Genomic DNA, 23,768 nt, shown 5'->3' on the forward strand with positions numbered 1-23,768 from the left:
CCGTGCGGACACTTGTCGTCCCCTCCGGACTGCTGCTCCCCGAGACGGTGCTCGTTTCCCCCTGGTACGCGGTGCTCGCGACATTCGTGGCCATCAACACCCTGATGTACGGCGCCCTGGCGGTCTCCCAGATCCTGCCCAAGCTCTACCTCTCGGACTTCTCCCGCCAGCGCGGACGCCGGGCGGAGACGCGCAGCATTGATCCGGACGCCGCGCCCTGAGGTCTCCGGCGCGCGCGCGCCGGCAGGGGGAACGCGCCCCGTCCACACACGAAGGAGCGGGACCGGCAGGGGCTGACGGTGGTGTCCAACGACCTCGGGACCGCCACCGCCTTCCTCGACCACCCGAGCGTCGATCTGATCTGCGTTGGGGGACGCATCGACCGGGACAACCAGTCGATGATCGGCCGGCTGGCGGCGCTCACCCTGTCCCAGCTGTCTCTCGACGTCGCCTTTCTGTCCACGAGCTCGTGGGACGCCAGGCACGGCGTGACCACGCCCGTCGAGGCGAAGGTGGACCCAAAGCGCGCGGCCATGGATGCGGCCACGACCACCGTTCTCCTGTCCGACAGCGGCAAGTACGGCCGGTACGCCAAGTACCGCGTGCTCGCGCTGAACGAACTGGACACGATCATCACCGACACCGGACTGGACGACGGCGACGTCGAGCGGATCAGGGCCCTCGGCGTCGACGTCCTGCGCGCTGAGACGGACGCGTCCGGCGGCTAGGCGAGGAGCCGCGTGGGCCGCGGCCAGGCCTCCAGGTCCGGCCCCCATAGTGGTAGTTCACGACGGCGCTGCGGTTCGTTGGCACGGTGATCTTCCGGCTCGGTGGGAATACGGTCCCCCCATTCCGGTCGGGGACCATAATGGGTGCGGGCCGGACCGTAGACCGGCGGTTCGTCGACAGCGCGGGAGTTCGCATGGATGTCAGACAGCTGAGGTACTTCCTGGCGGTGGTCGACCATCAGGGGTTCAGCCGGGCGGCCGAGCACCTGCTTATCGCGCAGCCGTCCCTGTCGCAGACCATCAAGACCCTGGAGCGGGAGGTCGGCGTCCCGCTGTTCCACCGGGTGGGGCGGCGCGTTGTGCTCAGCGACGCCGGCAAGGAGCTCGTGGGGCCGGCGCGGCTCGTTGTCCGCGACCTGGACGCGGCGCGGTCGGCCCTCGACGCGCTGAAGGGCGTGCGGAGCGGCAGGCTCGAGCTCACGGCCATGCCCTCGCCCGGCATCGAGCCGCTGACGTCCATGATTGCGGCGTACTCCCGCCTGCATCCCTCGGTCACGGTCTCCGTGGACGCCGCGTTCACGCCCGAGGAGGTGGTGGCCTCCGTTCGCAGCGGCAGTACCGAGGTTGGCCTCCTCGGCTCGGACCGGCCCATCCGGGTCCCCAACGTGGAGGTGATGCAGCTCGAGCGGCAGCCCCTCGTCCTCATCGTCAACCCCGATTCGGATCCGTTCGGCGAGCGGGAGGCCATCGACCGGAAGGACCTGGCCGGCCAGCGGGTGATCGCGTCGCAGCGGGGGTCCCTGATGCGATGGCTGGTCGACGACATCCTCGCCAGCGGCGTCAATGTGGAGATCGCCGTGGAGGTGGCACACCGGACGTCGGTGTTGCCGTTGGTGCTGGCCGGAGTCGGCCACGCGGTGATGCCGTCGTCCTGGGCGCCGCTGGCACGCCAGTCCGGGCTCCGGGTGATGCGCATCGAGCCCGTCTCCGTCCTGCACGTCGCGGTCATCAGCCGCGCCAGCGACCTCACGCCGGCGGCGAAGGCTTTCCTCGGCGTTGCGGAAGAGTACGCGGCCCGGCAGGCCGACGTCGTCGTATAGGCAAAGCCTATGCGGCGTATGCCAAACCGGTCTTGGACGCATCGAAAACCGCTCGTTCTAATTGAACCTAACGCCGCACATGTGATGCGGGACACGTTCAACTAGGAGAGCACGACATGAGTGAGACCCAGGTTTTCAGGATCGCTTCAATCCCGGCGGACGGCGTGGGCAAGGAGGTCGTCGCCGCAGGACGCCGCGTCCTGGACACCGTCGCCGAACACTCCGGCGGCAAGTTCGCCTTCGACTGGACCGAGTTCCCGTGGGGCTGCGAGTACTACGCCAAACACGGCGTCATGATGGACCCCGAGGGCCTCGAGACACTGAAGGAGTTCGACTCCATCTACTTCGGCGCGGTCGGCTGGGAGAACGTCCCTGACCACGTCAGCCTCTGGGGCCTGCGCCTGAACATCACCCAGAACTTCGACCAGTGGGCCAACGTCCGCCCCGTGCGGTTCCTCCCCGGCGTCCAGTCCCCGCTGCGCAAGGCCGACGACACCGAGCTGGACTGGATCGTCGTCCGCGAGAACAGCGAAGGGGAGTACGCCGGCATCGGCGGCCGCAACCTCAGCGGCCGCGGCCCGGGCAACGAAGTCGCCCTCCAGACCGCGCTCTTCACGGAGAAGGGCTGCGAGCGCATCATCCGTTTCGCGTTCGACCTGGCCCGCACGCGCACCGTGAAGAAGGTTTCCTCCGTCACGAAGTCCAACGCCCAGCAGTACGGCATGGTCCTGTGGGACGAGGTCTTCGACCGGGTCGCCCTGGACTACCCGGACGTGCGCACCGAGAGCGTGCTGGTCGACGCGATGAGCGCGAAGTTCATCCTGCGCCCGGAGGACCTCTCCGTCGTCGTCGCCTCCAACCTCAACGCGGACATCCTCTCCGACCTCGGCTCCGCGCTCGCCGGCAGCCTGGGCCTGGCGGCCAGCGCCAACCTGAACCCCGAACGCAGGTTCCCCAGCATGTTCGAGCCGGTCCACGGCACCGCGCCCGACATCGCGGGCCAGGGGATCAGCAACCCGATCGGCGCGATCGCCAGCGCCGCGCTGATGCTCGACCACTTCGGCCTCCACGAGGAGGCGCGGAAGGTCGAGGCCGCCATCGAGGCCGCCACGGCCTCCGGGAACCTCACGCGCGACATCGGGGGCCGGGCCGGCACGGACGAGGTCACCGACTCGATCGTCGCCGCCCTGAGCCACAGCCTCGCAGCGGTCTAGGCTTCCCGCGGCACTCGGCGTTCCCCGACGCACCGCCGGTCCGGGCGGCCTCCGCCGCCCGGACCGGAACCCCCGGCCGGGCCCACGCGCCTCCCGGACACCCACTTTCCCAGTCCCGACTCCGACCGGATGAGACACCCGGAGTGCGACTTATTCCAACAATGAGGTAGGAATCATGGACCACACCATGGACAGCGACACCCTCCGGCCCGCCGCGCGAAAGCGCTGGTATAGGCAGTTGTACTTCTGGGTCCTGATCGCAATCGTCGTCGGCATCCTAGTAGGCTGGCTGGCGCCGGCGACGGGCGAGGCGATGCAGCCGATCGGCACCACGTTCGTCGAGGCCATGAAGATGCTGATCGGGCCGATCGTCTTCCTGACCATCGTCGGCGGCATCGCCAGCGTCGCGGACCTCAAGCGGGTCGGGATGACCGGGCTGAAGGCGCTCGGCTACTTCCAGATCGGCACCATCGTGGCCATGCTCATGGGCCTGGTCGCCATCAACATCTTCCGGCTCGGCGACGGCGTCAACGCCGATGCGAGCAAGATCGAGACCACCGGCACGGCGGCGGAGCTGATCGAAAAAGGAGAGAACCAGCAATGGTGGGAGTTCCTCACCCACATCATCCCCGGCAGCGTGGCCGAGCCCTTCGTCGAGGGCGACATCCTGCAGATCATCTTTATGGCGGTCATCTTCGGCATCGCCCTGAACGCGGTCGGCAAGATCGGCGAGCCCGTGCTCGACGTCGTCCAGCGGCTGACGGCGATCGTGTTCAAGGTCCTGAACTTCATTATGAAGGCCGCCCCGCTGGGCGCCTTCGGCGCGATGGCGTTCGCCGTCGGAAAGTACGGCGTCGAAACGCTCTCCAGCCTCGGGTGGCTGATCCTGCTCTTCTACGGGACGTCCATCATCTTCGTCGTCGTTGTCCTCGGCGGGGTCATGGCCTTCCTCAAGCTGAACATCTTCAAGATGCTCAAGCACTTCAAGGAGGAGCTCCTGCTGATCCTGGGGACGTCGACCGCCGAACCCGCGCTCCCGGGACTGATGCGCAAGCTGGAGCACGCCGGCGTGAAAAAGGAGACCGTGGGCCTGGTGGTGCCCACCGGCTACAGCTTCAACCTCGACGGCGCCGCGATCTACCTTTCTCTCGCGGCTGTCTACATCGCCCAGGCCACCAACACGGAGCTCACGATCGGCCAACAACTGGGAATGCTCGCGGTCATGCTGCTCACCTCCAAGGGCGCCGCGGGCGTCGCCGGCGGCGGGTTCATCGCGCTCACCGCCACGCTGAGCACGCTGGGGACCATCCCCGCGGCGGGCATCATGCTGATCTTCGGCATCGACAAGTTCATGTCCGAGTGCCGGGCCCTGGTGAACTTCTGCGGCAACGCCGTCGCCACCCTGTTCATCGCGTGGTGGGACAAGTCCCTGGACATCGACCGGGTCCGACGGGTCTTCAACGGGGATGACGTGGGCCCGCTGGACGCCGCCAGCGACACGGCCGTGTCCGCGTCGAGGACCGGCGGGACGGAGGCGGACGACGACGGCGGGCGCGGGCCGCGAAGCCGCGACGGCGTTCTGGCGGAGGCAACCGCCCGCTGATCCCGCAAGGGGCCTCCATCCACCGGACCAAGGTGCCGGCGGGTGGAGGCCCCTTCCGCGTGGTGTGGCCGTGGGGGTCTGGCCGGGCGGCGCACGCTGTGCTAGACCGGTGCACGTGTGACCCACCATGAACGCACGCGCAGGCCCGGATTCCCGCCGGCCCACCCGCGCGGCCCCGGGAAGGATTGAAGCGATGCCCACGTACAAGATCGGCTACTTCGTCGGCAGCCTGTCCAGCAACTCCATCAACCGCACACTTTCCAAGGCCCTGATCCGGTTGGCCCCGGAGGATCTGGAGTTCACGGAGATCCCCATCCGGGACCTCCCGCTCTACAGCCAGGACTACGACGAGGACTTCCCGGCCGCGGGATCCGCCCTGAAGTCCTCCATCGAGTCCTCGGACGGCATCCTCTTCGTGTCGCCCGAGTACAACCGCTCCATCCCCGGGGCGCTGAAGAACGCCATCGATTGGGGCTCCAGGCCCTGGGGGACCAACTCGTTCGCCCGGAAGCCCACGGGTATTATCGGCGCCTCCCCGGGCGGCATCGGCACGGCGGTGATGCAGTCCTCCATGCGCGGCGTCCTCAGCTTCCTCGACGCCCCGCAGCTCAACGCGCCGGAGGCATACATCACGTTCAAGCCGGAAGTTTTCGGCGAGGAGGGCGAGGTCAAGGACGAGTCGAAGGCGTCCTTCCTGCGGCACTACATGGAAGAGTATTGCGCCTTCGTCCAGCGCGTCCTCTACGCCGCGGGTCCGGGACACATCGGGGACGCGCACCCCGATTCACGGAAATAGCAGGGACCGCCGTTTGGCCACCAATGCTCCGACGCCTGCCGAGGGCCGGTTCCGGCGGTGGCCCGCACGAGGACCATTCCAACAATCCGTCGACGGTCGTGGACGGCGAACCGGCGGGCGGTGCTATCGGGGACGACGACGGGCTTGCCCACCGCCGGAATAGGCGCTGAGGCGGACGCCGTTGGGCAACCAGTCCATGGGGGCAGAACTCGGGGATCGTCCACTGGTCGGACAGAATCCCGGTGAAGCAGGCCGTGCCGCCGCGGCACGCGGAGCGCAGGGTGTCGCGCCTGACGTTGACCCCCACGAGCTCGACCGCACCGTCGACGCCGCCGGGGACGATGGCGCGCACCTTGTCGGCGACTTCTCCGTCGTCAAAAAGGACGTGGTCGACGCCGGCGCCCTCCAGCAGCGCGCGCCTGTTCGGGTCGCGGGTTGTGGCCAGGACGCTCATTCCTTGCAGCGAGCCGCGGGTGGCCAGTGCCAGCCCCACCGACGACGTCCCTCCGCGGATCAGTAGGCTTTGGCCGTCAACGGCCTCCAGCCCGACCCGGAGCGAGCCCGCCGCTGCCCCGGGGCCGGGCGGGGGACCGGCACGTCCCTGACCTGGAGGACTTCCGGGCCTTCGGGCCGATCGACCCCGCCCGCCCGCACGGCCCGCGTCACGCTGGCGCGTCGGCGCGCGCATGCCGGCGAAGCGAGGCCAGTTCATGGTGAAGGCGCCGGGTGCGGTCGGGCGGAGCGGATCGCCAAGCCGTCGCGCTCCTGCCGGTCGACCAGCTTGCTGGTGGCTCCCACGGCGATCGCCATTTGCGCGGAGATGTCCTGCACTCTGGCCGCGCCGCCCCGGTGGTCCACAGCGGCGAGCGCCTGAAACTGGGACAGGCCCACACCGGCGGTCTCCAGCAGATACGCGTCCATAGTTTTCGCGACCCTTGCGTGCGCACCCAAGACCGCGCGCAGGCGACCGCAATCTAGCGGCGGTCATCGCAGGACGGGTGATGGCGGAACGGGTACGGACGTGTGGTGCGGGCCGGCGGTTGAACGGGCTGCGAATGGACCCCCTCTTACAGGGCTCGCGTGAATGTCCCCAGTCCCGTGCGGTCGTAGAAGTCCAGGGTGACGCTCGGCGAGGTGCCGCCGCGTGCTCCCGCAAACAGGGCGCCGGCGAGGCCGTTGGCGTTCTCGCCGATGGATTCGAAGGTAAACGTGTCGCCGTCGAAGTGGGTGAGCTGGAAGGTCGTGGGACTGTTCCTCGGTCCCATGCGCATGGCAAGACTCCCACCCTTCGCGAGGACCGTCAGCGGCCCGTAGTAGGGGTTGTCGTAGGTTCCCGTGTAGGCGCTGTTTGTGTTGGCGGGAGCGGGGTCGGGCGGCATCCGGGTGTAGTCGACGTGAGGTTTGTCGGCCTCATCGATTTGCTTGAAGATGGCTGCGGTGAATGCCAGCCAGTCCACGGTGGGCGATCCGTGCTGGGCCGTGTCCAGGAAGGCGGCGTTGATTGCCTCGGGAATGCCCTGGGGGCGCCCGTTGGTCAGCGCCACGATGGCCAACTGTTCTCCCGGGAGCATGGACACCGCGGTGGCGGCGCCGAGATTGAAGGCTCCGGAGTGTCCCAGTTCAAGACGGCCCTGATCGTCGTAGGAGACGTTCCAGCCGAGCCCGTAGAACCGGGTGCGGGCGGCTGGGGCAGCCGCGGGCCCGGAGACGGCGTGGGGGACGTGGGTTGTTTGGAGGGCCGCCGAATCTATGACCGGCCGGCCCTGGTAGGTGCCGTTGCCGAGCTGCAGCCGGAGCCATTGGGCCAAGTCCCGCACCGACGAGCTCGCGCCCCCGGCCGGCGCCTCGGAATCGGCGTCGCGCTGGAATCTTGCTTCCCATTGCTTGTTCCCGATCGGCACGTGAAGGACTGCCCGGTCCGCTGCCTGCTCAAGGTCCGAGTGGCGGTAACTACTGGCCGACATGCCCAGCGGACGGAAAAGGATCTCGTCGGCCAAATCGTCCCAAGACACCTCCATGGCGTCGGCCGCTGCCTGGGCGCTTTCCGTGAAGGCGAAATTGCTGTAGTTGTAGCTGGCCCGGAACGTGTCGAGGGGTTCCTGGCGGAGGTGCCCGAGGATGTAGGCGCGATCGAATCCGAGGTCCTCCAGCAGATCACCCGAGCCTGTTTTCAGACCGCCGACGTGTGACATCAGATCGGCAATGCTCGCGTTCCGCGTGACGTAGTCGTCCTTGAGCGCGAAGCCCCTGTTGTGTTCCAGCACGCGGCCGGTCCATTGGATGACCTGCCGTCCCACCACTCCGGCCACCACGGTGGACGCCAGAGGCTTGGAGACGGAAGCCACCTGGAACACCGTGTCGGGACCGATCGTTTCGGGCTTTCCGACCTCCCGCACTCCGAATCCCTTGGAATACACCACCTCGTCCCGATACACCACGGCCACAGCCATGCCGGGAAGCCCGGTATCTTCCATGGCGTCCCGGATCAGTCCGTCGAGCTTGCCAAGGGCATTGTCGATCCTCGGCCGGTCCAGCAGCGGTTCGACCTGTCCCGGCGGGGCCGGGAGCAGGGATGCCGGCGCCGATGATGCGGGCTGTGCGGAGTCGCCGGTGCAGGCGGACAGGAGGGGCACGCCGACAACACCGGCGGCCCCGATGCCGGCCGCCTTCAGCACCGCGCGTCGGTCGGGGGAGGTAGAACTGGTCTTGTCCACGAACGCCCTCGATTCACATGGCCCGCGCGCCACCGATCGGCGCCGGTCTACTCGCTTGTCCCTACACTGTGGACCCGGCACCCCAAGCCGGCAATGGGTGCCGGGACCGTCTCGCCGACACGACCACGTCCACAAATCTTCCCTGCGGGACGGGCTGCGACCACATCCAATGCCCGCCGATCGGGGCGAGTCTGCTGCGCAGCTCCAAACCGGTCCGCTCGCTAAACGGTTAACCCGCTTCCGGGCCGGGGGAGAGGGAGTACTGAACCTGGAGCGACTCTTGCGTGCCGCTATCGACTCGCCGCACTGTGTGAGGCCCAAGAGGTCCGCGGTCCTTCGGGGCGGGGAGTTTCGGCGACGAATTCGGCGGGTCCAATTTCCGCGCTACCGACCTATCGATGCTTGCGAGCTGGCGAGCCGGCGAGCCGGCGAGCCGTTGGTCGGTCGGTCCCATGCGGTGGAGCCGTCCCGCGACACGCGCCGTGGCCGATGGGTTCGGCTAGCAGCAGGACCACTTCGGACGAGTCCCAGTCCGAGGCGGCTACGCTGGCGCCATGAGCGATCGGGTTGCTTTGCGTGCCGCGCGCCTCGACGATGCGCCGGCCATTCGGAAGATCCAGGAAGCCTGCGGCCGGTCCGGGGCTTCCGACGGCGAATGGCCGCTGCGGGCGATCGGTAGCGCCGACGTGTGCGTCGTTGTGGCGGAGGTCGGCGGCAACGTCGTCGGCTGGCGCAAGACCCACCTGTGGGGCCACGCCTCCGGCACCGCCCCAGCCGGACACTACCTGGGTGGCGTGGGGGTGCTGCCGGAACGGCGGCGCATGGGCGTCGGTTCGGCGTTGACCGACGCCCGGCTGGAGTGGATCTGGCTCCGTTCGCCCCGCGCCTGGTACGTCGTGAACGCCTCGAACACTGCGTCCCTCCGGATGCACGCGCGCTGGAGCTTCCGCGAGGTGGCGCGCGCGCCGTGTTTCCACTCGGTCGGGTTCGCGGGCGGCGACGGGATCCTCCTGCGCGCGGACCGCCCCGGCGTCGTACGCTGTGAGTCCGCCTAGCCGAAGGAGCACCCGCATGACCAACGCCGGATCCCGCCTGATCTTTGGATGCATGGGACTTGGCGGCGCGTGGGGCGCCGGCCCGCTCGAGGCCACGGATGTGGCGGAGGCGCACCGCGCCGTCGACGCGGCGCTGGAAGCCGGAATCGTGGTGTTCGACCACGCGGACATCTACCGCAACGGCAAGTCCGAGGAGGTGTTCGGCCGCGTGCTCGCGGCCCGGTCCGGGCTTCGGGACCGGTTGCGGCTCCAGACGAAGTGCGGAATCGTCCTGCCGGCGGGCGAGCGCCCCGGGCGCTACGACTCCTCGGCGGCGACCATAGTGGCCCGCGTGGAGGACAGCCTGCGGCGGCTGGGGACGGACCATGTCGAGACGCTGCTGATCCACAGGCCGGATCCGTTGGCGACGCCCGAGGAAATCGCGGGCGCCTACGCGGGCCTCAAGGCGGCCGGCAAGGTGCTCCGACTCGGCGTCTCCAACATGTCGGCGGAGCAGATGGGCGCCCTGCAGGCCGCGCTCGACGAGCCGCTGGCCGTGAACCAGCTGGAGATGAGCCTGCATCGTCGTGGCTGGCTGGAGGCCGGGATTCTGGTGAACCATCCCGAGGGGGCGGACGTCTCCTTCCCGCGGGGCGCGCTGGAGTACTGCGCGGCGAACGGGGTGGAGCTCCAGGCGTGGGGCTCGTTGGCGCGGGGACGCTATACCGGCCGCCCGGCGGGCGACGCCGACGAAATGCCCGCCGACGCCGCGGCCGCCCGGCTGGTGGCGGAGACTGCGGTGCGGTTGGGCGTCTCGCGGGAGTCGGTGGTCCTCGGCTGGCTGATGCGCCACCCCGCGGGAATCCGCCCCGTCGTCGGCACGTCCAACCCCGAGCGCATCGCGGCCTGCGCCGGGGCCGAGCGCGTGGCGCAGACGATGACGGGCGACGAATGGTATTCGTTGTGGGTCGCGGCGCGCGGGCGGCCCCTGCCCTGATGGACTCGACAGGGGCCGCCCGCGGCCGCGGTTAGTGCTTCCTCGGGTCTCCCAGGCCGTACGTCGCGTCGCGCTCGATGGCTCCCTTCCGAGAATCGAATTGCGGTCGCTGGTAGGCCAGCTCGCCGCCCTGGCGCCCGCCGTAGGGTCGGCCATGGTCCGCGTATTCCTCGCGCACGTAGACCAGACGCCAGTCCCCGATGGACATCCGCGCGCCCGTCCGGAGCGTGTAGGAGGCCTCGGCGCTCAGGTTGGCGCTGCCGCCGACCGGGCCCTGGGCGGTGAGAACGTACTCGTCGTCGTCGGTGTGCGTAACGGTCGCGTGGGCGGGCAGCAGGCCGGGGAGCGCGAGGTCCGCCTCCGGCCCGGCCCCGATGACGGTGGTTTCTCCCGTGAGGTCGAAGACGGCCGCGGGTCGGCCGTCCCACGTCTCGCTGTCCCGCACGAACAGCAGGCGGGGCCTCCCGCCACCGCGTGTGTAGTGCGTTGTGGTCGGGCGCATGCGGTAGCGGCGCTGGAACGTCGGGGAGAGCGGAAACGGTGTACCGGGAGGCACCAGGCTGGGCGCGGCATTTCCTTTCCCGCCCCGCAACAATGATGCCCACGCGCTGACCTGGCCAGGCTTGATGTGGGCGGAACGGGTCACCAGGCGCTGCGCCGCCGAGGCCTTGACCGCGCCAAAGCTCACGATGGTGCCCTCGGGGGATGCCAGCGACACGCTGACGCCGTGCTCGTTGAGGGACTTGGCGAATTCCCGGATCGCATCCATGCCCGCGCGGGGCCCGACGCGGAAGAGGTCGGCGTTGTCTGCCCTGACGACGACCTCCGTGCCCGCCGCCGTGATGGTTCCGTTGATCGTGCTCTCCGCGCCGTCCGAACCGCCGGGGTCGCTGACCGAGAACGCGATGTCTATGTCCAGGCGCACGGCGTCATCGCTGTCCGCGCAGGGGATCGGAACCCGAGGCCTCGTTGTCGCTGGTGGTGACGCGCAGGGTGCCGTCGAACTTCCACGTGGCCCGCGGGGCGTCCGGTCCGATGTCCCGGGGGACCTCGACCGTCATGTCGACGAGCGTGTAGTTGACCGCCGCGCCGCGCCCGGTCAGGTAGGACCAGAGTTGCTGGCCGAGATCGGACCAGTCGCTGATTTGGGGGGTGTCCGTGGTGTGTGTGGGGGTCGCTTCTTGGCTCACGGTGATCTCCTGTTCAGGGGCCGCACGGTGGCGGCCGAGGTCGGCGGCCGCCTTCGTGACCGAGGACCGGCGGTGTGCCGACTACCCCGGCCGTGGCCGTGGTCCAACACTAGTTAAAATGCCGCAACAGTGATAGGGGTCACGCGCCGGTCGTCGGGCGCGCGACCCCTGGCCCGTGGCGGGGCTAGTTGGCGGTGACCTCGATGTCCACCGGGGTGGCATTGGCGAAGAGGTCCAGGACGGGGCAGCGCTCGTCGACCGTCCGGCGAAGCTCCTCGTAGCGCTCCTGCGTCTCCGGGCCGGTGATCCGGACGTGCAGGCGGACGGCCGCGAAGCCCGGCCTCACGGAAGAATCGGCGCCGAAGAGCCCCTGGACGTCGAGGTCGCCCGCCGCGTAGATCGTGATGTCGTCGACCCTGATGCCCAGCTGGTGGGCGTACAGGCGGTACACGACCACCTGGCAGGAGGCCAGGGCGCCCAGCGCATACTCGACCGGGCTGGCGGCAGCGTTGTCTCCGGCGAGGCCGGCCGGCTCGTCGACGACGAATTCGTGGCCGCCGGTGCTGACGCGCGTGGCAACCGCGCCCTCCCCCGACCCCTGCGCCGTGTACGTCAGGCGGGCGTTTTCCGCCCCCTCGGCGATCTTGCCGGATCAGAAGGCGCCGGCGTCGTCGAGGCGGGCGGCCCGGACGGTGGAGAGTTCCTGCACGGGTGTGTTGGTCATGGTCGTTCCTTCGTGTGGTGGCGCATGCCAAGCACGTCGCCATACTTACGCCGCCCGGGCGGGCCGGCGTCGAATCCTCACCTGGGGCACCCCGCTACAGCAGGAGGGTTGCCGTCCAACCGGCCAGGGCCTTGGGTTGGAACTCTTGATTCTTCGGCGAGTCTTCCCTGCGTGGCCGGGTTCGCTCAAGGGTCCGCTTCACGTGACGCAACACTGCCGCTTTCGGCACGACGGCGCCCGCCCTCGCCTCAGCGGGTCTTCGGGAGCAGAATGGGATCCGTCAGCCGGAGGGGGCACGCGGAGGCCCGGAGTCCGGACCAGCGAGCACCAAGGAGCACGGCAACCATGGCGACCCAACTCAACCCCTACCTCGGCTTCAAGGACAACGCGCGGCAGGCGCTCGAGTTCTACCACGACGTCTTTGGCGGCGAACTGACCCTGAACACCTTTGGGGACTTCCAGGCCAGCGAAGACCCGGCGGAGAAGGACAAGATCATGCACGGCCAGGTCGCCGGCGCCAACGGACTGACCCTGATGGGTTCCGACACGCCCAACTCCATGGAGTACTCGGAGCCGCAGGGCTTCTCGGTGTCGCTCAGCGGCAGCGACGAGGCGGAGTTGCGGGGATATTGGGACAAGCTGGCCGCGGGCGGCGCCGTCCTCCAGCCGCTGGAGGCGGCGCCGTGGGGAGACAGCTTCGGCATGTGCACGGACAAGTTCGGGATCGGCTGGATGGTCAACATCGCCGGAAACGCGGGCTAGGGGGTCGGGCCCGACCCGGACGGGCTTCAAAGTCTGCACTTGTGCAATTATTGCGCTAGTGCATAAAATGTACTCATGCAAGAAATTTCCTTGAGCCTGCGCGAGCGAAACCGCATGGAAACCTGGAGCGCGGTGCACGAGGCCGCGGCCGGCCTGACGTTGGAAGCCGGGCTGGCCGCGGTGACCGTCGACGCCATTTCGGCCCGGGCGGGGGTGTCCAAGCGGACCTTCTTCAACTACTTCCCGTCGAAGGAGGACGCGATCATCGGAGTTCGCGCACCCACGATCCCCGAGGACCTGCTGCGCGCGTTCCGCGAGAGCGGCGACGATCTCCTGACCCGCACCGTGCGCCTGCTCGCCGAGACCCTGCGCGTCTCCGCGGTTGCGGACGTCTCGATCGAGCGGCGCCGACAGCTGATCCGCGCACACCCCGAACTCCGCTCGCGCATCCTGCAGCACATCACGGCGGTCGAGCAGCTCGTTGACACGGTCCTGAGCGAACGGCTGGGCGACGCCGACTCCGTCGCGCCCATCGCGCAGCTGCCGGACCGCGACGGCTCACCGCGGGCACTGCTGATGTTGGCCGGCACCATCACCCGTTTCGCTTTTTCGCAGAATCCCGGTTCGACCGTCGACGAGCTCGGCGACAACATCGAATCGGCCATCCAGACTTTCCGAGAGGTCGTCAAAACCACCCTATGAAAACCACAGAGATCGAAACCCGCGAGGTCGCCGGGCAGCAGGAGAAGAACGGCCTGGTGCTGCTCTTCGGGGCACTGATGGTCACCATGCTGCTCGCCTCGCTGAACCAGACCATGCTTTCCGCGGCCCTGCCGACCATCGTCGGCGAGCTCAATGGCGTCGAGCACATGGCTTGGGTCATCACCGCCTTTATCCTCGCGTCCACCGTTATGATGCCGGTGTACGGCAAGCTGGGCGACCTCTTCGGGCGCAAGCCGCTGCTGGTCTTCGCCATCGTTGTGTTCATGGTCGGTTCCGTCATCGGCGCACTGGCCGACGCGATGAACACCCTCATCGTCGCGCGGGTCATCCAGGGCCTCGGCGGCGGCGGGCTGATGATCCTCTCCCAGGCGACCATCGCCGACGTCGTCCCGGCCCGCGACCGCGGGAAGTACATGGGCATCATGGGTGGCGTCTTCGCGTTCTCGTCGGTCGCCGGGCCGCTCATCGGCGGCGGCCTCACCGAGGGCCCCGGCTGGCGCTGGACCTTCTGGCTCAACGTCCCCCTGGCCATCGTCGCCGTCCTGGCCACGATCTTCCTACTGCGGGTCCCCAGGAAGCGCGCCGCCGTCCGTCCCAAGATCGACTACGCCGGCATGATGTTGATGGCCGTCGCCACCACGGCGATCGTCCTCGTCGGGACCTGGGGAGGGGCGACCTACGCCTGGAACTCCCCGGAAATCCTCGGCCTGCTGGTAGTGGCGATCGTCGCCGCCGTCGTCTTTGTGGTGGTCGAGTCCAAGGTCTCGGAACCCGTGATGCCGCTGATGCTCTTCAGGGACCGGAACTTCAACCTCACCACCGTCGCGGCACTGGTGACCGGCGTCGCCATGTTCGGCGCGATCGGCTACATGCCCACGTACCTGCAGATGGTTACGGGGTACGGCGCCACGGAGGCGGGCCTCCTCATGATCCCGATGATGGGCGGCCTGCTGGTGACCTCAGTCCTCATCGGACGCCAGGTCTCGAAGACGGGCAGGTACAAGAAGGTGATGATCGCGGGCACCGTGGTGGTCGCGCTCGGCCTCTTCCTGCTCTCCACCATCCACGCGGACGCGCCCGTCTACCTGATCTGCGTCTACCTCGCCGTGATGGGCGTTGGCTTGGGCGCCTCCATGCAGATGCTCACGCTCGTGGCGCAGAACTCCTTCCCCCTTCGGTTCGTCGGGACGGCCACCGCCGGCCAGAACTACTTCCGCCAGGTCGGCGCGACACTCGGCTCCGCCGTCGTCGGCTCGCTGTTTGCCACGCGGCTCAAGGACCTCATCGTCGAGCGCATGCCCGCCGGCGCCGGATCGGACGTGGGCACCAACCCGCTCACCCCACAGATGGTGTCCGGCCTGCCGGCGCCGCTCCGCACGCTGATCGTCGAGTCCTACAACGAGGCGCTTGTCCCGCTGTTCCTCTGGATGGTTCCGCTGACGCTCGTCGCCACCGTTGTGCTGCTTTTTGTGATCGAGAAGCCGCTCGCCACGAAGATCGAGCGTGACATCCCCGCCGAATCGCTCGCCGAGGGGCAGCTGGCCCCCATGGCCGGCGCGTCTGCCGCCACCGACACGGCCACCGACTCCGCCGGCGCGCGGTCGGCGGCCAACGGCGGGTCCCGGCCCGCCCGCCACCGTCAGTCGGGCGACAACGCCCGGTAGCGATGGTCGGGGCGCGCGGCCGGTTTCCTTGACAGGCAGGGGCGCGCCCGCGACGCTGGTCGGGGCGGCGACTAGGGGGTCTGATGAGCGGGATTTGGACGGTGGTTCACGCCGAGCGCGAGGCGCTGGCGCGGGACCTCGAAGCCTTGCCGCCGGGACTGTGGGAGACGCCGTCGCTGTGCCCCGGATGGAGCGTCCACGACGTCCTGGCGCACCTCGTCGACGACGCCAAGACCACGCGGCTGGGATTCGTCCGGCACTTCGCCGCGGCGGGATTCGACTTCGACCGGTGCAACGCCGCCGGCGTCACGCGCGAACGGGCGGACGACCCGCGCCGCACGCTCGCTGGGTTTCGTGCGGCGAGCGGCCGGACGACCAGCGCCCCGGCTCCGCTGGCGACGCGTTTGGTCGAAGCGTTTGTCCATGGCGAGGACATCCGCCGTCCCCTCGGAATGAGCGGAACCTATCCCGCAGCCCACGTGGCCACCGCCCTGCGCTTCCAGGCGAAGACCCCGGTGGGCCAGGGCGGCGGAAAGGAGAGGGCGCGGGGCCTGCGGCTGGTCGCCACCGACGCGGGCCTCGACGTCGGCGCCGGCCCGGAAGTTCGGGGCGCGGCGATCGTGCTGCTTCTGGCGCTGTCCGGGCGCCCCGTCCGCCAGGGTGAACTCAGCGGACCGGGCGCCGCGGCGTTCGGGCCTCCCGGCTGACGGGACCTGACGGCGCCCCCGCCTACGGGGCGGCCGCCCGCCCAGGACGCGTATGGAAGCGGTCGCTTGTGTAGGCCAGGGCGGCGCATGCCAGCAGCGCCGAGCCGAGCAGGACGAAGCCGAGCGGGACCGCGCTGGAGCCGCCCCCGATGCCGCTGAGAGGGCTGACGACGGCGCCCATGGTGAACTGGGCCCCGCCCAGCCACGCCGAGCCGCTCCCGGAGACGTGCCGGACCTCGGCCAGCGCCAGGCTGGTGGTGTTTCCCATAACAAAACCGACGCCGGACGTCACGCCGAAGACCAGCACGGCCAGCGTCCAGGCGGGGGCCCCGAAGACCGCGCAGCCGGCGAACACCGCGGAGACGAAGAGCAGCCAGAGGACGGCCACCGTCACCGTGCTGCGGACCCGCACCCGCGTGGCGAGCCGCGCCGCAACAAGGCCGGAAGCCATCAGCCCCAGCGCGTTGACGCCGAAGAGGATGCCGTAGACCGTCGGCGTCACGCCGATGATCTCCTGGTAGAGGAAGGGCGAGCCGGAAATGTACGCCATCATCACGCCGAACGCCGAGGCGAACAGGACCACGTAGCCCACGAAGCGGCGGTGGCGGATGGCGGCCGCCAGCCCGCCGAAGAGCGAGCCCTTGCGCCGACGCTCGGGCGGCAGCGTTTCGCGGATCTGCCACAGGGTTCCCAGCAGCATCAGGGCCGCGGCCCCCGCCAACACCCAGAGCACCCCGCGCCAGTCCGAGGCCAACAGCACCAGGCTGCCGGCCAGTGGCGCGACGGCCGGCGCGACCGCCGAGATGGTCATGAGGATACTGAACAGCCGGGCCGCGGGCGGCCCGGACACCCGGTCGGCAATGATCGCGCGGGCAAGCACCACACCCGCGGCCCCGCCCATCCCCTGCAGGAGCCGGAACGCCGTGAGCATCTCAACGGATGGGGAGACGGCCACGCCGACCGATGCCGCGACGAAAACGGAGCAGCCGAACAGCAGCGGGCGGAGCCGCCCATAGCGGTCGGACAGCGCGCCGAACAGCAGCTGGCCGGCACCCATGCCCAGCAGGAACGCGGTCAACGTCAGCTGGACGGCCGAGGCGCCGACGCCCAGGTCCTCGGCGATCCGCGGAAACGCCGGCAGGTAGAGGTCGGTCGCCAACGGGCCGGTCATCGTCAACAGCGCGAGCGCGGCCAGCAGCGGCCAGGGGATGCGACCGGATGCGCCAACGGCGCCGGACCCGTGGAAGGACATGGGCAGATGCTATCCCGCGGCGCGCGCCCGCCCCGCTTCGTGAACCCGCCGGAACGTGCCGCCCATCGGAACACGCCCGTGGCACGCCGCCGCCGCGTGCCTAGGCTGGATCGGGAGGGGACTCCCGCGCGCGGCGCGGGCCGAACCACCCATGCCACGGGTCCGCGAGGACCTCTGCGCGACGACGAGCAACAGGAGTGCGCCATGACCACAGTTCAGATACCCGACTATGTCACCGACGAGTTCTTCGGCCTCGAGGACAAGTGGCTTCAGACCGCCCCCGGCGAGGTCACCCACTACCACGAGCTCGGCGAGGGCACCCCGATCCTGTTCCTGCACGGCTCGGGCACGGGCGTCACCGCCGCGGCCAACTGGTGGCTGAACCTGCCGGAGATCTCCGAGCTGGGCCGCTGCATCGCGATCGACTCGATCGGCTACGGCCAGTCGATCGTGGCTCCCGGCACCGAGTACGGCATCAAGGAATGGGTCCGCCACTCCGTGCGCGTGCTCGACGCCCTCGGGATCGACAAGACGTGGATCGTTGGCAACTCGATCGGCGGCTGGGTCGCCATGCAGTTCGCCATCGACTTCCCGGAGCGGCTGCTGGGCATCGTCTCCATGGGCACCGGTGGCGCCAAGAAGACCGCCGCGCTGTCCGGCCACGCGAAGCCGGAGCTCTCCGAGGCGGGCATCCGCCGCACGCTGGAGCAGTTCGTTGTCGACAAGTCATTGGTCACCGACGAGCTCGTCTCGCTGCGCTACCAGTCGGCCCTCAACGACACCGCCTCCGACCGCCTGGTCGAGGTCGTCACGGCCCGCGACCGCGACCGCGACGCGCTTCCGCTGGACTTCGACGTGCTTTCCACGCTGGAGATTCCGGTGCTTCTGGTGCACGGCATGCAGGACGTCGTGATCCCGCCGTCGCGCACCTGGGAGCTGCTGAACGTGATCCCGAGCGCCGACGCGCACATCTTCAGCCAGTGCGGCCACTGGTCCCAGGTAGAGCGCGCCGAGGAGTTCAACGCGGTCGTCAAGCAGTACCTCTCCGCGCGCGGCGTCGGCGGCAAGTAGCCCGCGGCCACGGGCGGGAAAGCGCGGCGCCACCTCTTGACCGGGCGAACGGCGGGGTCTCTCATGGAGTCATCGGAGGGGTTCTCGTTGCCGCCCACACAGGGCGCCACGGCCGGCCCGAACCGGCCGCTCGGAGCCCCGGAACAGGGATTGCCATGATCCGCATGCTGCTTCAGGCGGCCATCAACGTCGTGATGGCCGCCATCGGGCTGCTGCTGGCGGGCGCGCTGATCGACGGCGTTGCGCTGCAGCCCTCGGGATTCGTTACCGCCGTCGTCGTCTTCGTCCTGGCCCAGGCAGTTCTGGGCCCTTTCGTCTTCAACATGGCCCGCCAGTACGCCTCGGCCATCCTCGGCGGCGTGGGCCTGGTATCGACCCTGCTGGCTCTCTGGATCGCGACCCTCATACCGGACGGCCTGGCGATCTCCGGTCTCACGGCCTGGATCCTGACGCCGCTGTTGGTCTGGATCGTGACCGCCCTCGGGACGTGGATCCTGGGATTCCTTGTGCTCAATCGCTGGTGGGACAAGCGCACCGAGAAGAGGAACATCCGCCGGGCCGTGGCCTGACGCCTGCGTCCCACGGTCCTTTGGGTCCGCGGGCCCGCCGCCGACCTCAGCCCACGTGGACCCAGGGCCGCCGGGCGACGTCGGGCTCGGCCCTGCGCAGCACCTCGCGGGTGACCGGCGCGATCTCTCCCTCGCCGAAGACGAGGAAACGCACCAGATTGGCCAGGGGGTTGCCCTCGGTCCACCGGAAGTAGACGTGGGGCATCAGTCCGGTCACGTCGCGGATGTGCAGCAGCACCGAGGCGATCGTGTTGGGTACCCCTGGCCCGTGGACCTCGAGGATCCGGTACCCGTGCCTGGTCCTCCCGCGGACCTCCAGCTCCGTCTCGAATTCGGAGGAGTCGTCGACGACGACCTCCAGGAACAGGACGTCCACGTCCGCCGGCAGCCGGTTCACCGTCCGGGCGGCCGCCAGCTTGCTGCGGTAGGCCTCGGCGGCCTCGTGGTTGGGATCGTGGGCGATGATCGGGATCGGCCCGGTGTCCTCGGCGACGAGAAACTCCAGGGCCGCCTCGTCGAAGCGGGTGCGGGTTGAGTGCAGCTCGAAGGACCGCCGCGCCCTGGACAGGAACGAGACCACCACGATCGCCAGGATGAACAGGGACGCGATCCGGATGCCCTCGGGCCGTTCGACGATGTTCGCCGCCGTCGTGTAGAGGAAGACCACGGTGATCGCGCCGAACCCGAGGGCCGGCCACCGCTGCCGCCGCTGCCGGGCGGACAGCGTCACCGCGATGGCCGCGGACGTCATCAGCACCAGCACGCCCGTGGCGTAGGCGCCGCCCTGGGCGTCGACGTCGGCCTCGAAGAGCACGGTGACGAGGAACGCGACGGCCGCGAACACCAGGACCAGGGGCCGCTTGGCCCGCGTCCACTGCGGTGCCATCCCGTAGCGGGGCAGGTAGCGCGGGACGATGTTCAGCAGCCCGGCCATGGCCGATGCCCCGGCGAACCAGAGGATGAGGATGGTGCTGGCGTCGTACACCGAACCGAAGCCCGTCCCGAGATTCTCGTGTGCCAGATAGGCCAGGGCCCGTCCGTTGGCCTCGCCGCCGGGCAGGAACTCCGCCGCCGGGATCAGGACCACCGTCACGAAGCTGGAGGCGAGCAGGAAGCAGCTCATGGTCGCCGCCGCCGTGGTCAGCAGGCGCCGGGCGCCAACGATCCGTCCCGCCGGATACTCCTCGGAGTCGCGGTCGGCGCCCCGGATCTGGGGCATCACAGCCACCCCCGTCTCGAATCCCGACAGCCCCAAGGCAAGCTTCGGGAAGACCAGTAGGGCGACGGACACGGCCAGCATGGGGCTGCCGTGCGAGGAGGACAGGGCCTCCCACCAGTCGGCCACGGCGACCGGGTGGGTCAGCGCCTCCACCAGACACACGGCGATGAGGACCGCGTTGAGCCCCAGGTAGAGCGCCACGACGGCCACCGCCACCCCGATCGCCTCCCGGAACCCGCGCAGGAAGACCGCGGCCAGGGCGCCGAGGAGCACCAGGGTGATGCCCACGGCATGGCTCCGCGACGAATCCGGAAGCAGCGGGTTCTCAACCAGGTGCGCGGTGGCGTCCGCGGCGGAGAGCGTCATGGTGATCATGAAGTCGGTGACGGCGAAGCCCAGAAGGGCAAGGACGAAGAGCTTGCCGCGCCACCGGGGCAGCAGCCGCTCCAGCATCGCGATCGACCCCGACCCGTGCGGGCTCTCGGCGGCGACCCGACGGTAGACCGGGAGGGCGCCGAGCAGGGTCACCAGGACCAGCACCAGGGTGGCCAGCGGGGACAGGGCGCCCGCGGCCAGCGCGGCGATCGCCGGCTGGTATCCCAGCGTCGAGAAGTAGTCCACGCCGGTCAGGCACATCACCTGCCACCACGGATGCTTGCTGCCCTCCGCGACGGATACGGCGTGCGGGCCGTGCGAGAGTCCCGTGGCCCTGGGGAGGTCGTGGAGCAGCCAGGCCCGCAACGCCGCGGCGGGGCCAGGCTTTGGAGCCAGCAAACCCTCCGGCGGCCTGCTCATCGTCGTCATCGCAAGCCTCCCTGAACCACCCGGCCCAACCAACAGGAACACTGCGAGAGTAGCAACGCGACGGGCCCCGGGACCGGGCGCGGAACGGATCTTGATGGATCCTTAACGCCCTCCCGCCGCCGGCCGGCCGACGCCCGGTTTTCCAGCCGCACCTACTCCAGCAGGGAGCGCGCGTCGTTGGGGACGACCACTTGGCTGGGCTCCGCGCTGCGGCCGGTGAAGGCCATGGAGCGGAGGATCGCGTCCAGGGTGGCGGGGGCATCCTGCGTCAGGCAGGCGCCGGCGACGAAGCGGTCCGGCCGCAGGAAGACCAGCGGCGTCGGCCGGTCGTCGAACCACTTTTTCATCCGTCCCGTGTGGTCGCCGAGGACCAGGACGTCCCCTCCCATGTTCTCTTCGGCCCAACCACGCTGCGTTTCGGGCAGGATACATACCAGCCGGGCGCCGAGGGCCGCCAGCTTGTCGAGGGACTCGGCCGGCAGCACGTCCTTGGGGCTGTTGCCCCACACCACGACGGACCACCAGTTGCCGATCGCGTCGTCGAGCAGCATGTCCTCGCCGTCCCGCGAATTCACGCGGGGCTGCGGGAACTGGACGCCCACCGGGGAGACCTTGTTGTTGGCGCTCAGGACCGGCACCAGCCTGCTGGTGAGCCTGGCCCCCGCGCTGCCGGAGGCCTGGGTGTTGGGATCGGCGAGGACGCCCCGGGTGTAGCGCGGCATCGGCTTGAACTTCATGTCGGAGAAGTAGCTCTTGACCGAGGGGAAGAGGTTGAGCACGGAGGACGCGGCGTCGCGTCCCGCGGCGAGGACGGGATTGGTGATCTTGATGAAGTTGCCGAAGGTCAGCGAGAGGTCCACCATCGCCTGGGCGTGCTCCTTGCGCTCCGAGGTGAAGGTGTCCAGCAGCGCGTCCCCCGCCTGGCCTGACAGCACGGCCGCCAGCTTCCAGCCCAGATTGGTGGCGTCGCGCATGCCGGAGTTCCAGCCCTGTCCCATCCAGACGGGCATCAGGTGGGCGGCGTCGCCGGCGATGAGTTGGCGGCCCTTGCGGAAGTTCCCCGCCACACGCGCGTGGTGCGTGAACACACGACGGCGGATGAACTGCAGCGTCGAGGGGTCCGGGACGTGGGCCCTGAGCAGTTCGTTGACATAGGCCGGGTCGGTGACCTGCTCCTCGGTCTCGTCGTTGTGCAGCATGAACTCCCAGCGGCGGACGGCGTGCGGCAGGCCGATGGACACGTACGGGCGCTTGGGGTCGGCGCCGAGGAAGACGTTCGGGGTGCCCAGCGGATCGTTGTTCACGTCGACCACCAGCCAGCGGGTGGACGGGGACTCGCCCTCGAAGGTCACGCCGAGGCGTTTGCGGGTGGGGGACTTGCCGCCCTCGCAGCCCACCAGGTACTGGGCTCCGAAACGGCGCTCCTCCAATTCGCCGTCCGGACCCTCGACGAGCGCGATCGCGGTGACCCCGTCGGCGGTCTCCAGGACGTCCTCGACCCGGTGCCCGAAGAGGACGCGAACGTGCCCGAACCGGCCCAGGCCCTCGTGGAGTGCCTTGTCCGCCTCCGGCTGGATAAACCCGTGCTTGCGGTCCCATCCGAACTCTTTTGTCTGCGGGTTGTTGACCAGGATGACCTTGCCGGCGCCATTGACCAGCCGCATGATGTGTTGCGGGGTGGTGTGCGGCCGGATCGAGTCCACGAGGCCCACCGTCTGGATGGTGCGGAAAGACTCGTCGTCCAGGCCCACGCCACGGGGGTAGTCGATGAGCCGGTCCATGGCCTCCAGCACCGTGACGCTGCGGCCGTACATGCCGAGGATGTTGGCCAGCATCAGGCCCGCGGGGCCGGCGCCGACAATCAGGACCTCGCTCTGGGTGTCGGTCCTCTGCGGTTCAGTGTTCACGGTGGTCCCATCCCTCGATGGTGCATATATCGCACCATGTAGCCGTTATTTGCAGCTGTTGCCTCCATCACAGCACCGGAAAGTGACGTGGTCAACGGGGGCGTGCTGTGGTGCGGAACGCCTGCAAAGCGGGTGGGTCGGTGCCCACGCTAGGCGCGAAGGCGGTCCGCGATCCGCGCCGCTGCAGCGCGCAAGGGGGCCACGGCGTTGACGGCCACGTCCTCGCGCACCGTGATGACGTTCAGGCAGGCCTGGACCCCGGCGGCCTCGGCGTCTATGGGGACCGCGAGGCCGTGCATGTTGGGTTCCACCTCGGCGAACGTCCGGGCGAATCCGGCGGCCCGCACCCCGCGGACGGCATCGGATTCGCCCGGCTCCGGGGCGCCGGACGCCAGCAGGGCGTGGCCCGCGGCCCCGCGGTCCAGCGGATGGCGGCTGCCCTCGGAAAAGGCCACGTGGTAGGTGCCCCCGGTCGGCGCGACGACGGCGAGAGCCACGGCGTCGTCCCCCTCGCGCACGATCAGGGCGACCGTGGCCGCCAGCCGGTCCACCGTCTCGCGCAGGACCGGAAGCGCCGCGGCGTTGAGCGACTGGAGTGCCGCGGAGGACAGGGCGAGCAGCCCGGCGGCGCCGCGGTAGCGCGCATCCGGCCCCCGGTGGATCATGCGCGCGTCCGCCAGGGTGTTGAGGATCCGGTATGCGATCGTGCGGTGGACTCCCGCCCGCTCGGCCACCTCGGCGACGCTCAGGCCGTCGCGGGACGCCGCCACCTGCCGCAGCACATCGAGTCCGCGGGCAAGGGTCTGCGAGCCGGCGGTACGGGAGGCCGGGCGGGCGGGTTCGGCGGTGGGCTGCACGTTCACGGCTCGATCTTCGCATACGCATTCGCCGTGACCACGCGGTTCGTCCTCGCTCCCGGATTGGTTCAGGACGTTGGTTGCCACGGCGGCCTTCAGCGCGACGGAACCACAAGCTGTCACGCAGCGGCCG

General features: G+C 69.4%; 23 protein-coding genes, 1 pseudogene and 1 riboswitch. Of the genes and pseudogenes, 14 read left to right on the forward strand and 10 right to left on the reverse strand.

Going from position 1 to position 23,768, the window contains the following annotated elements:
* Positions 1–2: 2 nt before the first annotated feature.
* The 6 genes from AC3ZJJ_RS17290 to AC3ZJJ_RS17315 all read left to right on the forward strand — a co-directional run bounded on the left by AC3ZJJ_RS17290 (position 3) and on the right by AC3ZJJ_RS17315 (position 5,441).
* A complete protein-coding gene (locus AC3ZJJ_RS17290) occupies positions 3–221 on the forward strand; it encodes a hypothetical protein (protein ID WP_489893057.1) in 219 nt (72 codons plus the stop codon).
* A 78-nt stretch (positions 222–299) separates the two neighbouring features.
* Positions 300–728 (forward strand): DeoR/GlpR family DNA-binding transcription regulator, encoded by a 429-nt coding sequence (locus AC3ZJJ_RS17295; RefSeq protein ID WP_489893058.1) that lies wholly within the window; start codon positions 300–302, stop codon positions 726–728.
* Between the two features lie 194 nt (positions 729–922).
* Positions 923–1,828, forward strand: a complete 906-nt coding sequence (locus tag AC3ZJJ_RS17300) for a LysR family transcriptional regulator (protein ID WP_489893059.1) — start codon at positions 923–925, stop codon at positions 1,826–1,828.
* Between the two features lie 116 nt (positions 1,829–1,944).
* Positions 1,945–3,042 carry a tartrate dehydrogenase gene (locus tag AC3ZJJ_RS17305; RefSeq protein ID WP_489893060.1) on the forward strand — a complete coding sequence of 366 codons (1,098 nt, stop codon included), beginning with the start codon at positions 1,945–1,947 and terminating at the stop codon, positions 3,040–3,042.
* A 175-nt stretch (positions 3,043–3,217) separates the two neighbouring features.
* A complete protein-coding gene (gene dctA, locus AC3ZJJ_RS17310; RefSeq protein WP_489893061.1) occupies positions 3,218–4,645 on the forward strand; it encodes a C4-dicarboxylate transporter DctA in 1,428 nt (475 codons plus the stop codon).
* Between the two features lie 193 nt (positions 4,646–4,838).
* Positions 4,839–5,441 (forward strand): NADPH-dependent FMN reductase, encoded by a 603-nt coding sequence (locus tag AC3ZJJ_RS17315; RefSeq protein ID WP_489893062.1) that lies wholly within the window; start codon positions 4,839–4,841, stop codon positions 5,439–5,441.
* 283 nt (positions 5,442–5,724) lie between these two features.
* Here the strand turns inward: AC3ZJJ_RS17315 and AC3ZJJ_RS17320 are convergent.
* From AC3ZJJ_RS17320 to AC3ZJJ_RS17330, 3 genes and pseudogenes are all read right to left on the reverse strand, one after another.
* Positions 5,725–6,153 (reverse strand): annotated as a pseudogene (locus tag AC3ZJJ_RS17320) (hypothetical protein); the annotation flags it as partial.
* Positions 6,150–6,362 (reverse strand): MarR family transcriptional regulator, encoded by a 213-nt coding sequence (locus tag AC3ZJJ_RS17325; RefSeq protein WP_489893063.1) that lies wholly within the window; start codon positions 6,360–6,362, stop codon positions 6,150–6,152. The pseudogene AC3ZJJ_RS17320 and the gene AC3ZJJ_RS17325, both read right to left, overlap by 4 nt.
* A 146-nt stretch (positions 6,363–6,508) precedes the next feature.
* Positions 6,509–8,155 (reverse strand): serine hydrolase, encoded by a 1,647-nt coding sequence (locus tag AC3ZJJ_RS17330; RefSeq protein WP_489893064.1) that lies wholly within the window; start codon positions 8,153–8,155, stop codon positions 6,509–6,511.
* 554 nt (positions 8,156–8,709) lie between these two features.
* On the opposite strand from AC3ZJJ_RS17330, the gene AC3ZJJ_RS17335 reads away from it, so the two are divergent.
* Positions 8,710–9,210, forward strand: coding sequence for a GNAT family N-acetyltransferase (locus AC3ZJJ_RS17335; protein ID WP_489893065.1), 501 nt, complete (start codon positions 8,710–8,712; stop codon positions 9,208–9,210).
* Positions 9,211–9,226: 16 nt separating this feature from the next.
* Positions 9,227–10,186, forward strand: a complete 960-nt coding sequence (locus AC3ZJJ_RS17340) for an aldo/keto reductase (protein WP_489893066.1) — start codon at positions 9,227–9,229, stop codon at positions 10,184–10,186.
* Positions 10,187–10,217: 31 nt separating this feature from the next.
* On the opposite strand, the gene AC3ZJJ_RS17345 is transcribed toward AC3ZJJ_RS17340, so the two are convergent.
* From AC3ZJJ_RS17345 to AC3ZJJ_RS17355, 3 genes are all read right to left on the reverse strand, one after another.
* Entirely contained in the window at positions 10,218–11,111 is an 894-nt protein-coding gene (locus tag AC3ZJJ_RS17345) for an FHA domain-containing protein (protein ID WP_489893067.1), read from the reverse strand.
* Positions 11,112–11,115: 4 nt separating this feature from the next.
* Positions 11,116–11,382, reverse strand: a complete 267-nt coding sequence (locus AC3ZJJ_RS17350) for a hypothetical protein (RefSeq protein WP_489895891.1) — start codon at positions 11,380–11,382, stop codon at positions 11,116–11,118.
* Positions 11,383–11,560: 178 nt separating this feature from the next.
* Positions 11,561–11,833, reverse strand: coding sequence for an OsmC family protein (locus AC3ZJJ_RS17355; protein ID WP_489893069.1), 273 nt, complete (start codon positions 11,831–11,833; stop codon positions 11,561–11,563).
* Positions 11,834–12,136: 303 nt separating this feature from the next.
* Positions 12,137–12,251: riboswitch (SAM riboswitch) on the reverse strand.
* Positions 12,252–12,445: 194 nt separating this feature from the next.
* Between AC3ZJJ_RS17355 and AC3ZJJ_RS17360 the strand changes: the two genes are divergently transcribed.
* The 4 genes from AC3ZJJ_RS17360 to AC3ZJJ_RS17375 all read left to right on the forward strand — a co-directional run bounded on the left by AC3ZJJ_RS17360 (position 12,446) and on the right by AC3ZJJ_RS17375 (position 15,956).
* On the forward strand, positions 12,446–12,862 hold the full coding sequence (locus tag AC3ZJJ_RS17360) for a VOC family protein (RefSeq protein WP_489893070.1): 417 nt from the start codon (positions 12,446–12,448) through the stop codon (positions 12,860–12,862).
* Between the two features lie 75 nt (positions 12,863–12,937).
* Positions 12,938–13,564, forward strand: coding sequence for a TetR/AcrR family transcriptional regulator (locus AC3ZJJ_RS17365; protein WP_489893071.1), 627 nt, complete (start codon positions 12,938–12,940; stop codon positions 13,562–13,564).
* The gene (locus tag AC3ZJJ_RS17370) at positions 13,561–15,249 is read left to right on the forward strand and encodes an MDR family MFS transporter (RefSeq protein ID WP_489893072.1); all 1,689 of its coding nucleotides are present in this window, start codon (positions 13,561–13,563) and stop codon (positions 15,247–15,249) included. The genes AC3ZJJ_RS17365 and AC3ZJJ_RS17370 overlap by 4 nt, the downstream gene beginning before the upstream one ends.
* A gap of 83 nt (positions 15,250–15,332) precedes the next feature.
* Entirely contained in the window at positions 15,333–15,956 is a 624-nt protein-coding gene (locus tag AC3ZJJ_RS17375) for a maleylpyruvate isomerase family mycothiol-dependent enzyme (protein WP_489893073.1), read from the forward strand.
* 22 nt (positions 15,957–15,978) lie between these two features.
* Here the strand turns inward: AC3ZJJ_RS17375 and AC3ZJJ_RS17380 are convergent, their stop codons facing one another.
* A complete protein-coding gene (locus AC3ZJJ_RS17380) occupies positions 15,979–17,208 on the reverse strand; it encodes a multidrug effflux MFS transporter (RefSeq protein ID WP_489893074.1) in 1,230 nt (409 codons plus the stop codon).
* Positions 17,209–17,412: 204 nt separating this feature from the next.
* On the opposite strand from AC3ZJJ_RS17380, the gene AC3ZJJ_RS17385 reads away from it, so the two are divergent.
* On the forward strand, positions 17,413–18,279 hold the full coding sequence (locus AC3ZJJ_RS17385) for an alpha/beta fold hydrolase (RefSeq protein ID WP_489893075.1): 867 nt from the start codon (positions 17,413–17,415) through the stop codon (positions 18,277–18,279).
* A 155-nt stretch (positions 18,280–18,434) separates the two neighbouring features.
* Positions 18,435–18,848, forward strand: a complete 414-nt coding sequence (locus tag AC3ZJJ_RS17390; protein ID WP_489893076.1) for a phage holin family protein — start codon at positions 18,435–18,437, stop codon at positions 18,846–18,848.
* A 46-nt stretch (positions 18,849–18,894) separates the two neighbouring features.
* Here AC3ZJJ_RS17390 and AC3ZJJ_RS17395 read toward each other — a convergent pair whose 3' ends face one another.
* The 3 genes from AC3ZJJ_RS17395 to AC3ZJJ_RS17405 all read right to left on the reverse strand — a co-directional run bounded on the left by AC3ZJJ_RS17395 (position 18,895) and on the right by AC3ZJJ_RS17405 (position 23,641).
* A complete protein-coding gene (locus AC3ZJJ_RS17395) occupies positions 18,895–20,871 on the reverse strand; it encodes an amino acid permease (RefSeq protein ID WP_489893077.1) in 1,977 nt (658 codons plus the stop codon).
* Between the two features lie 152 nt (positions 20,872–21,023).
* Positions 21,024–22,778, reverse strand: a complete 1,755-nt coding sequence (gene mhpA, locus AC3ZJJ_RS17400) for a bifunctional 3-(3-hydroxy-phenyl)propionate/3-hydroxycinnamic acid hydroxylase MhpA (RefSeq protein WP_489893078.1) — start codon at positions 22,776–22,778, stop codon at positions 21,024–21,026.
* Positions 22,779–22,927: 149 nt separating this feature from the next.
* Entirely contained in the window at positions 22,928–23,641 is a 714-nt protein-coding gene (locus tag AC3ZJJ_RS17405) for an IclR family transcriptional regulator (RefSeq protein WP_489893079.1), read from the reverse strand.
* Positions 23,642–23,768: the final 127 nt, after the last annotated feature.

Source organism: Arthrobacter sp. AOP29-A2-19, from assembly GCF_058138025.1.

Coding starts and splice junctions, on each gene's coding strand:
- AC3ZJJ_RS17300 (WP_489893059.1), top strand. CDS start 923: ATGGATGTCAGACAGCTGAGGTACTTCCTGGCGGTGGTCGACCATCAG.
- AC3ZJJ_RS17305 (WP_489893060.1), top strand. CDS start 1,945: ATGAGTGAGACCCAGGTTTTCAGGATCGCTTCAATCCCGGCGGACGGC.
- dctA (WP_489893061.1), top strand. CDS start 3,218: ATGGACCACACCATGGACAGCGACACCCTCCGGCCCGCCGCGCGAAAG.
- AC3ZJJ_RS17315 (WP_489893062.1), top strand. CDS start 4,839: ATGCCCACGTACAAGATCGGCTACTTCGTCGGCAGCCTGTCCAGCAAC.
- AC3ZJJ_RS17325 (WP_489893063.1), bottom strand. CDS start 6,362: ATGGACGCGTATCTGCTGGAGACCGCCGGTGTGGGCCTGTCCCAGTTT.
- AC3ZJJ_RS17335 (WP_489893065.1), top strand. CDS start 8,710: ATGAGCGATCGGGTTGCTTTGCGTGCCGCGCGCCTCGACGATGCGCCG.
- AC3ZJJ_RS17340 (WP_489893066.1), top strand. CDS start 9,227: ATGACCAACGCCGGATCCCGCCTGATCTTTGGATGCATGGGACTTGGC.
- AC3ZJJ_RS17360 (WP_489893070.1), top strand. CDS start 12,446: ATGGCGACCCAACTCAACCCCTACCTCGGCTTCAAGGACAACGCGCGG.
- AC3ZJJ_RS17365 (WP_489893071.1), top strand. CDS start 12,938: ATGCAAGAAATTTCCTTGAGCCTGCGCGAGCGAAACCGCATGGAAACC.
- AC3ZJJ_RS17370 (WP_489893072.1), top strand. CDS start 13,561: ATGAAAACCACAGAGATCGAAACCCGCGAGGTCGCCGGGCAGCAGGAG.
- AC3ZJJ_RS17375 (WP_489893073.1), top strand. CDS start 15,333: ATGAGCGGGATTTGGACGGTGGTTCACGCCGAGCGCGAGGCGCTGGCG.
- AC3ZJJ_RS17380 (WP_489893074.1), bottom strand. CDS start 17,208: ATGTCCTTCCACGGGTCCGGCGCCGTTGGCGCATCCGGTCGCATCCCC.
- AC3ZJJ_RS17385 (WP_489893075.1), top strand. CDS start 17,413: ATGACCACAGTTCAGATACCCGACTATGTCACCGACGAGTTCTTCGGC.
- AC3ZJJ_RS17390 (WP_489893076.1), top strand. CDS start 18,435: ATGATCCGCATGCTGCTTCAGGCGGCCATCAACGTCGTGATGGCCGCC.
- AC3ZJJ_RS17395 (WP_489893077.1), bottom strand. CDS start 20,871: ATGACGACGATGAGCAGGCCGCCGGAGGGTTTGCTGGCTCCAAAGCCT.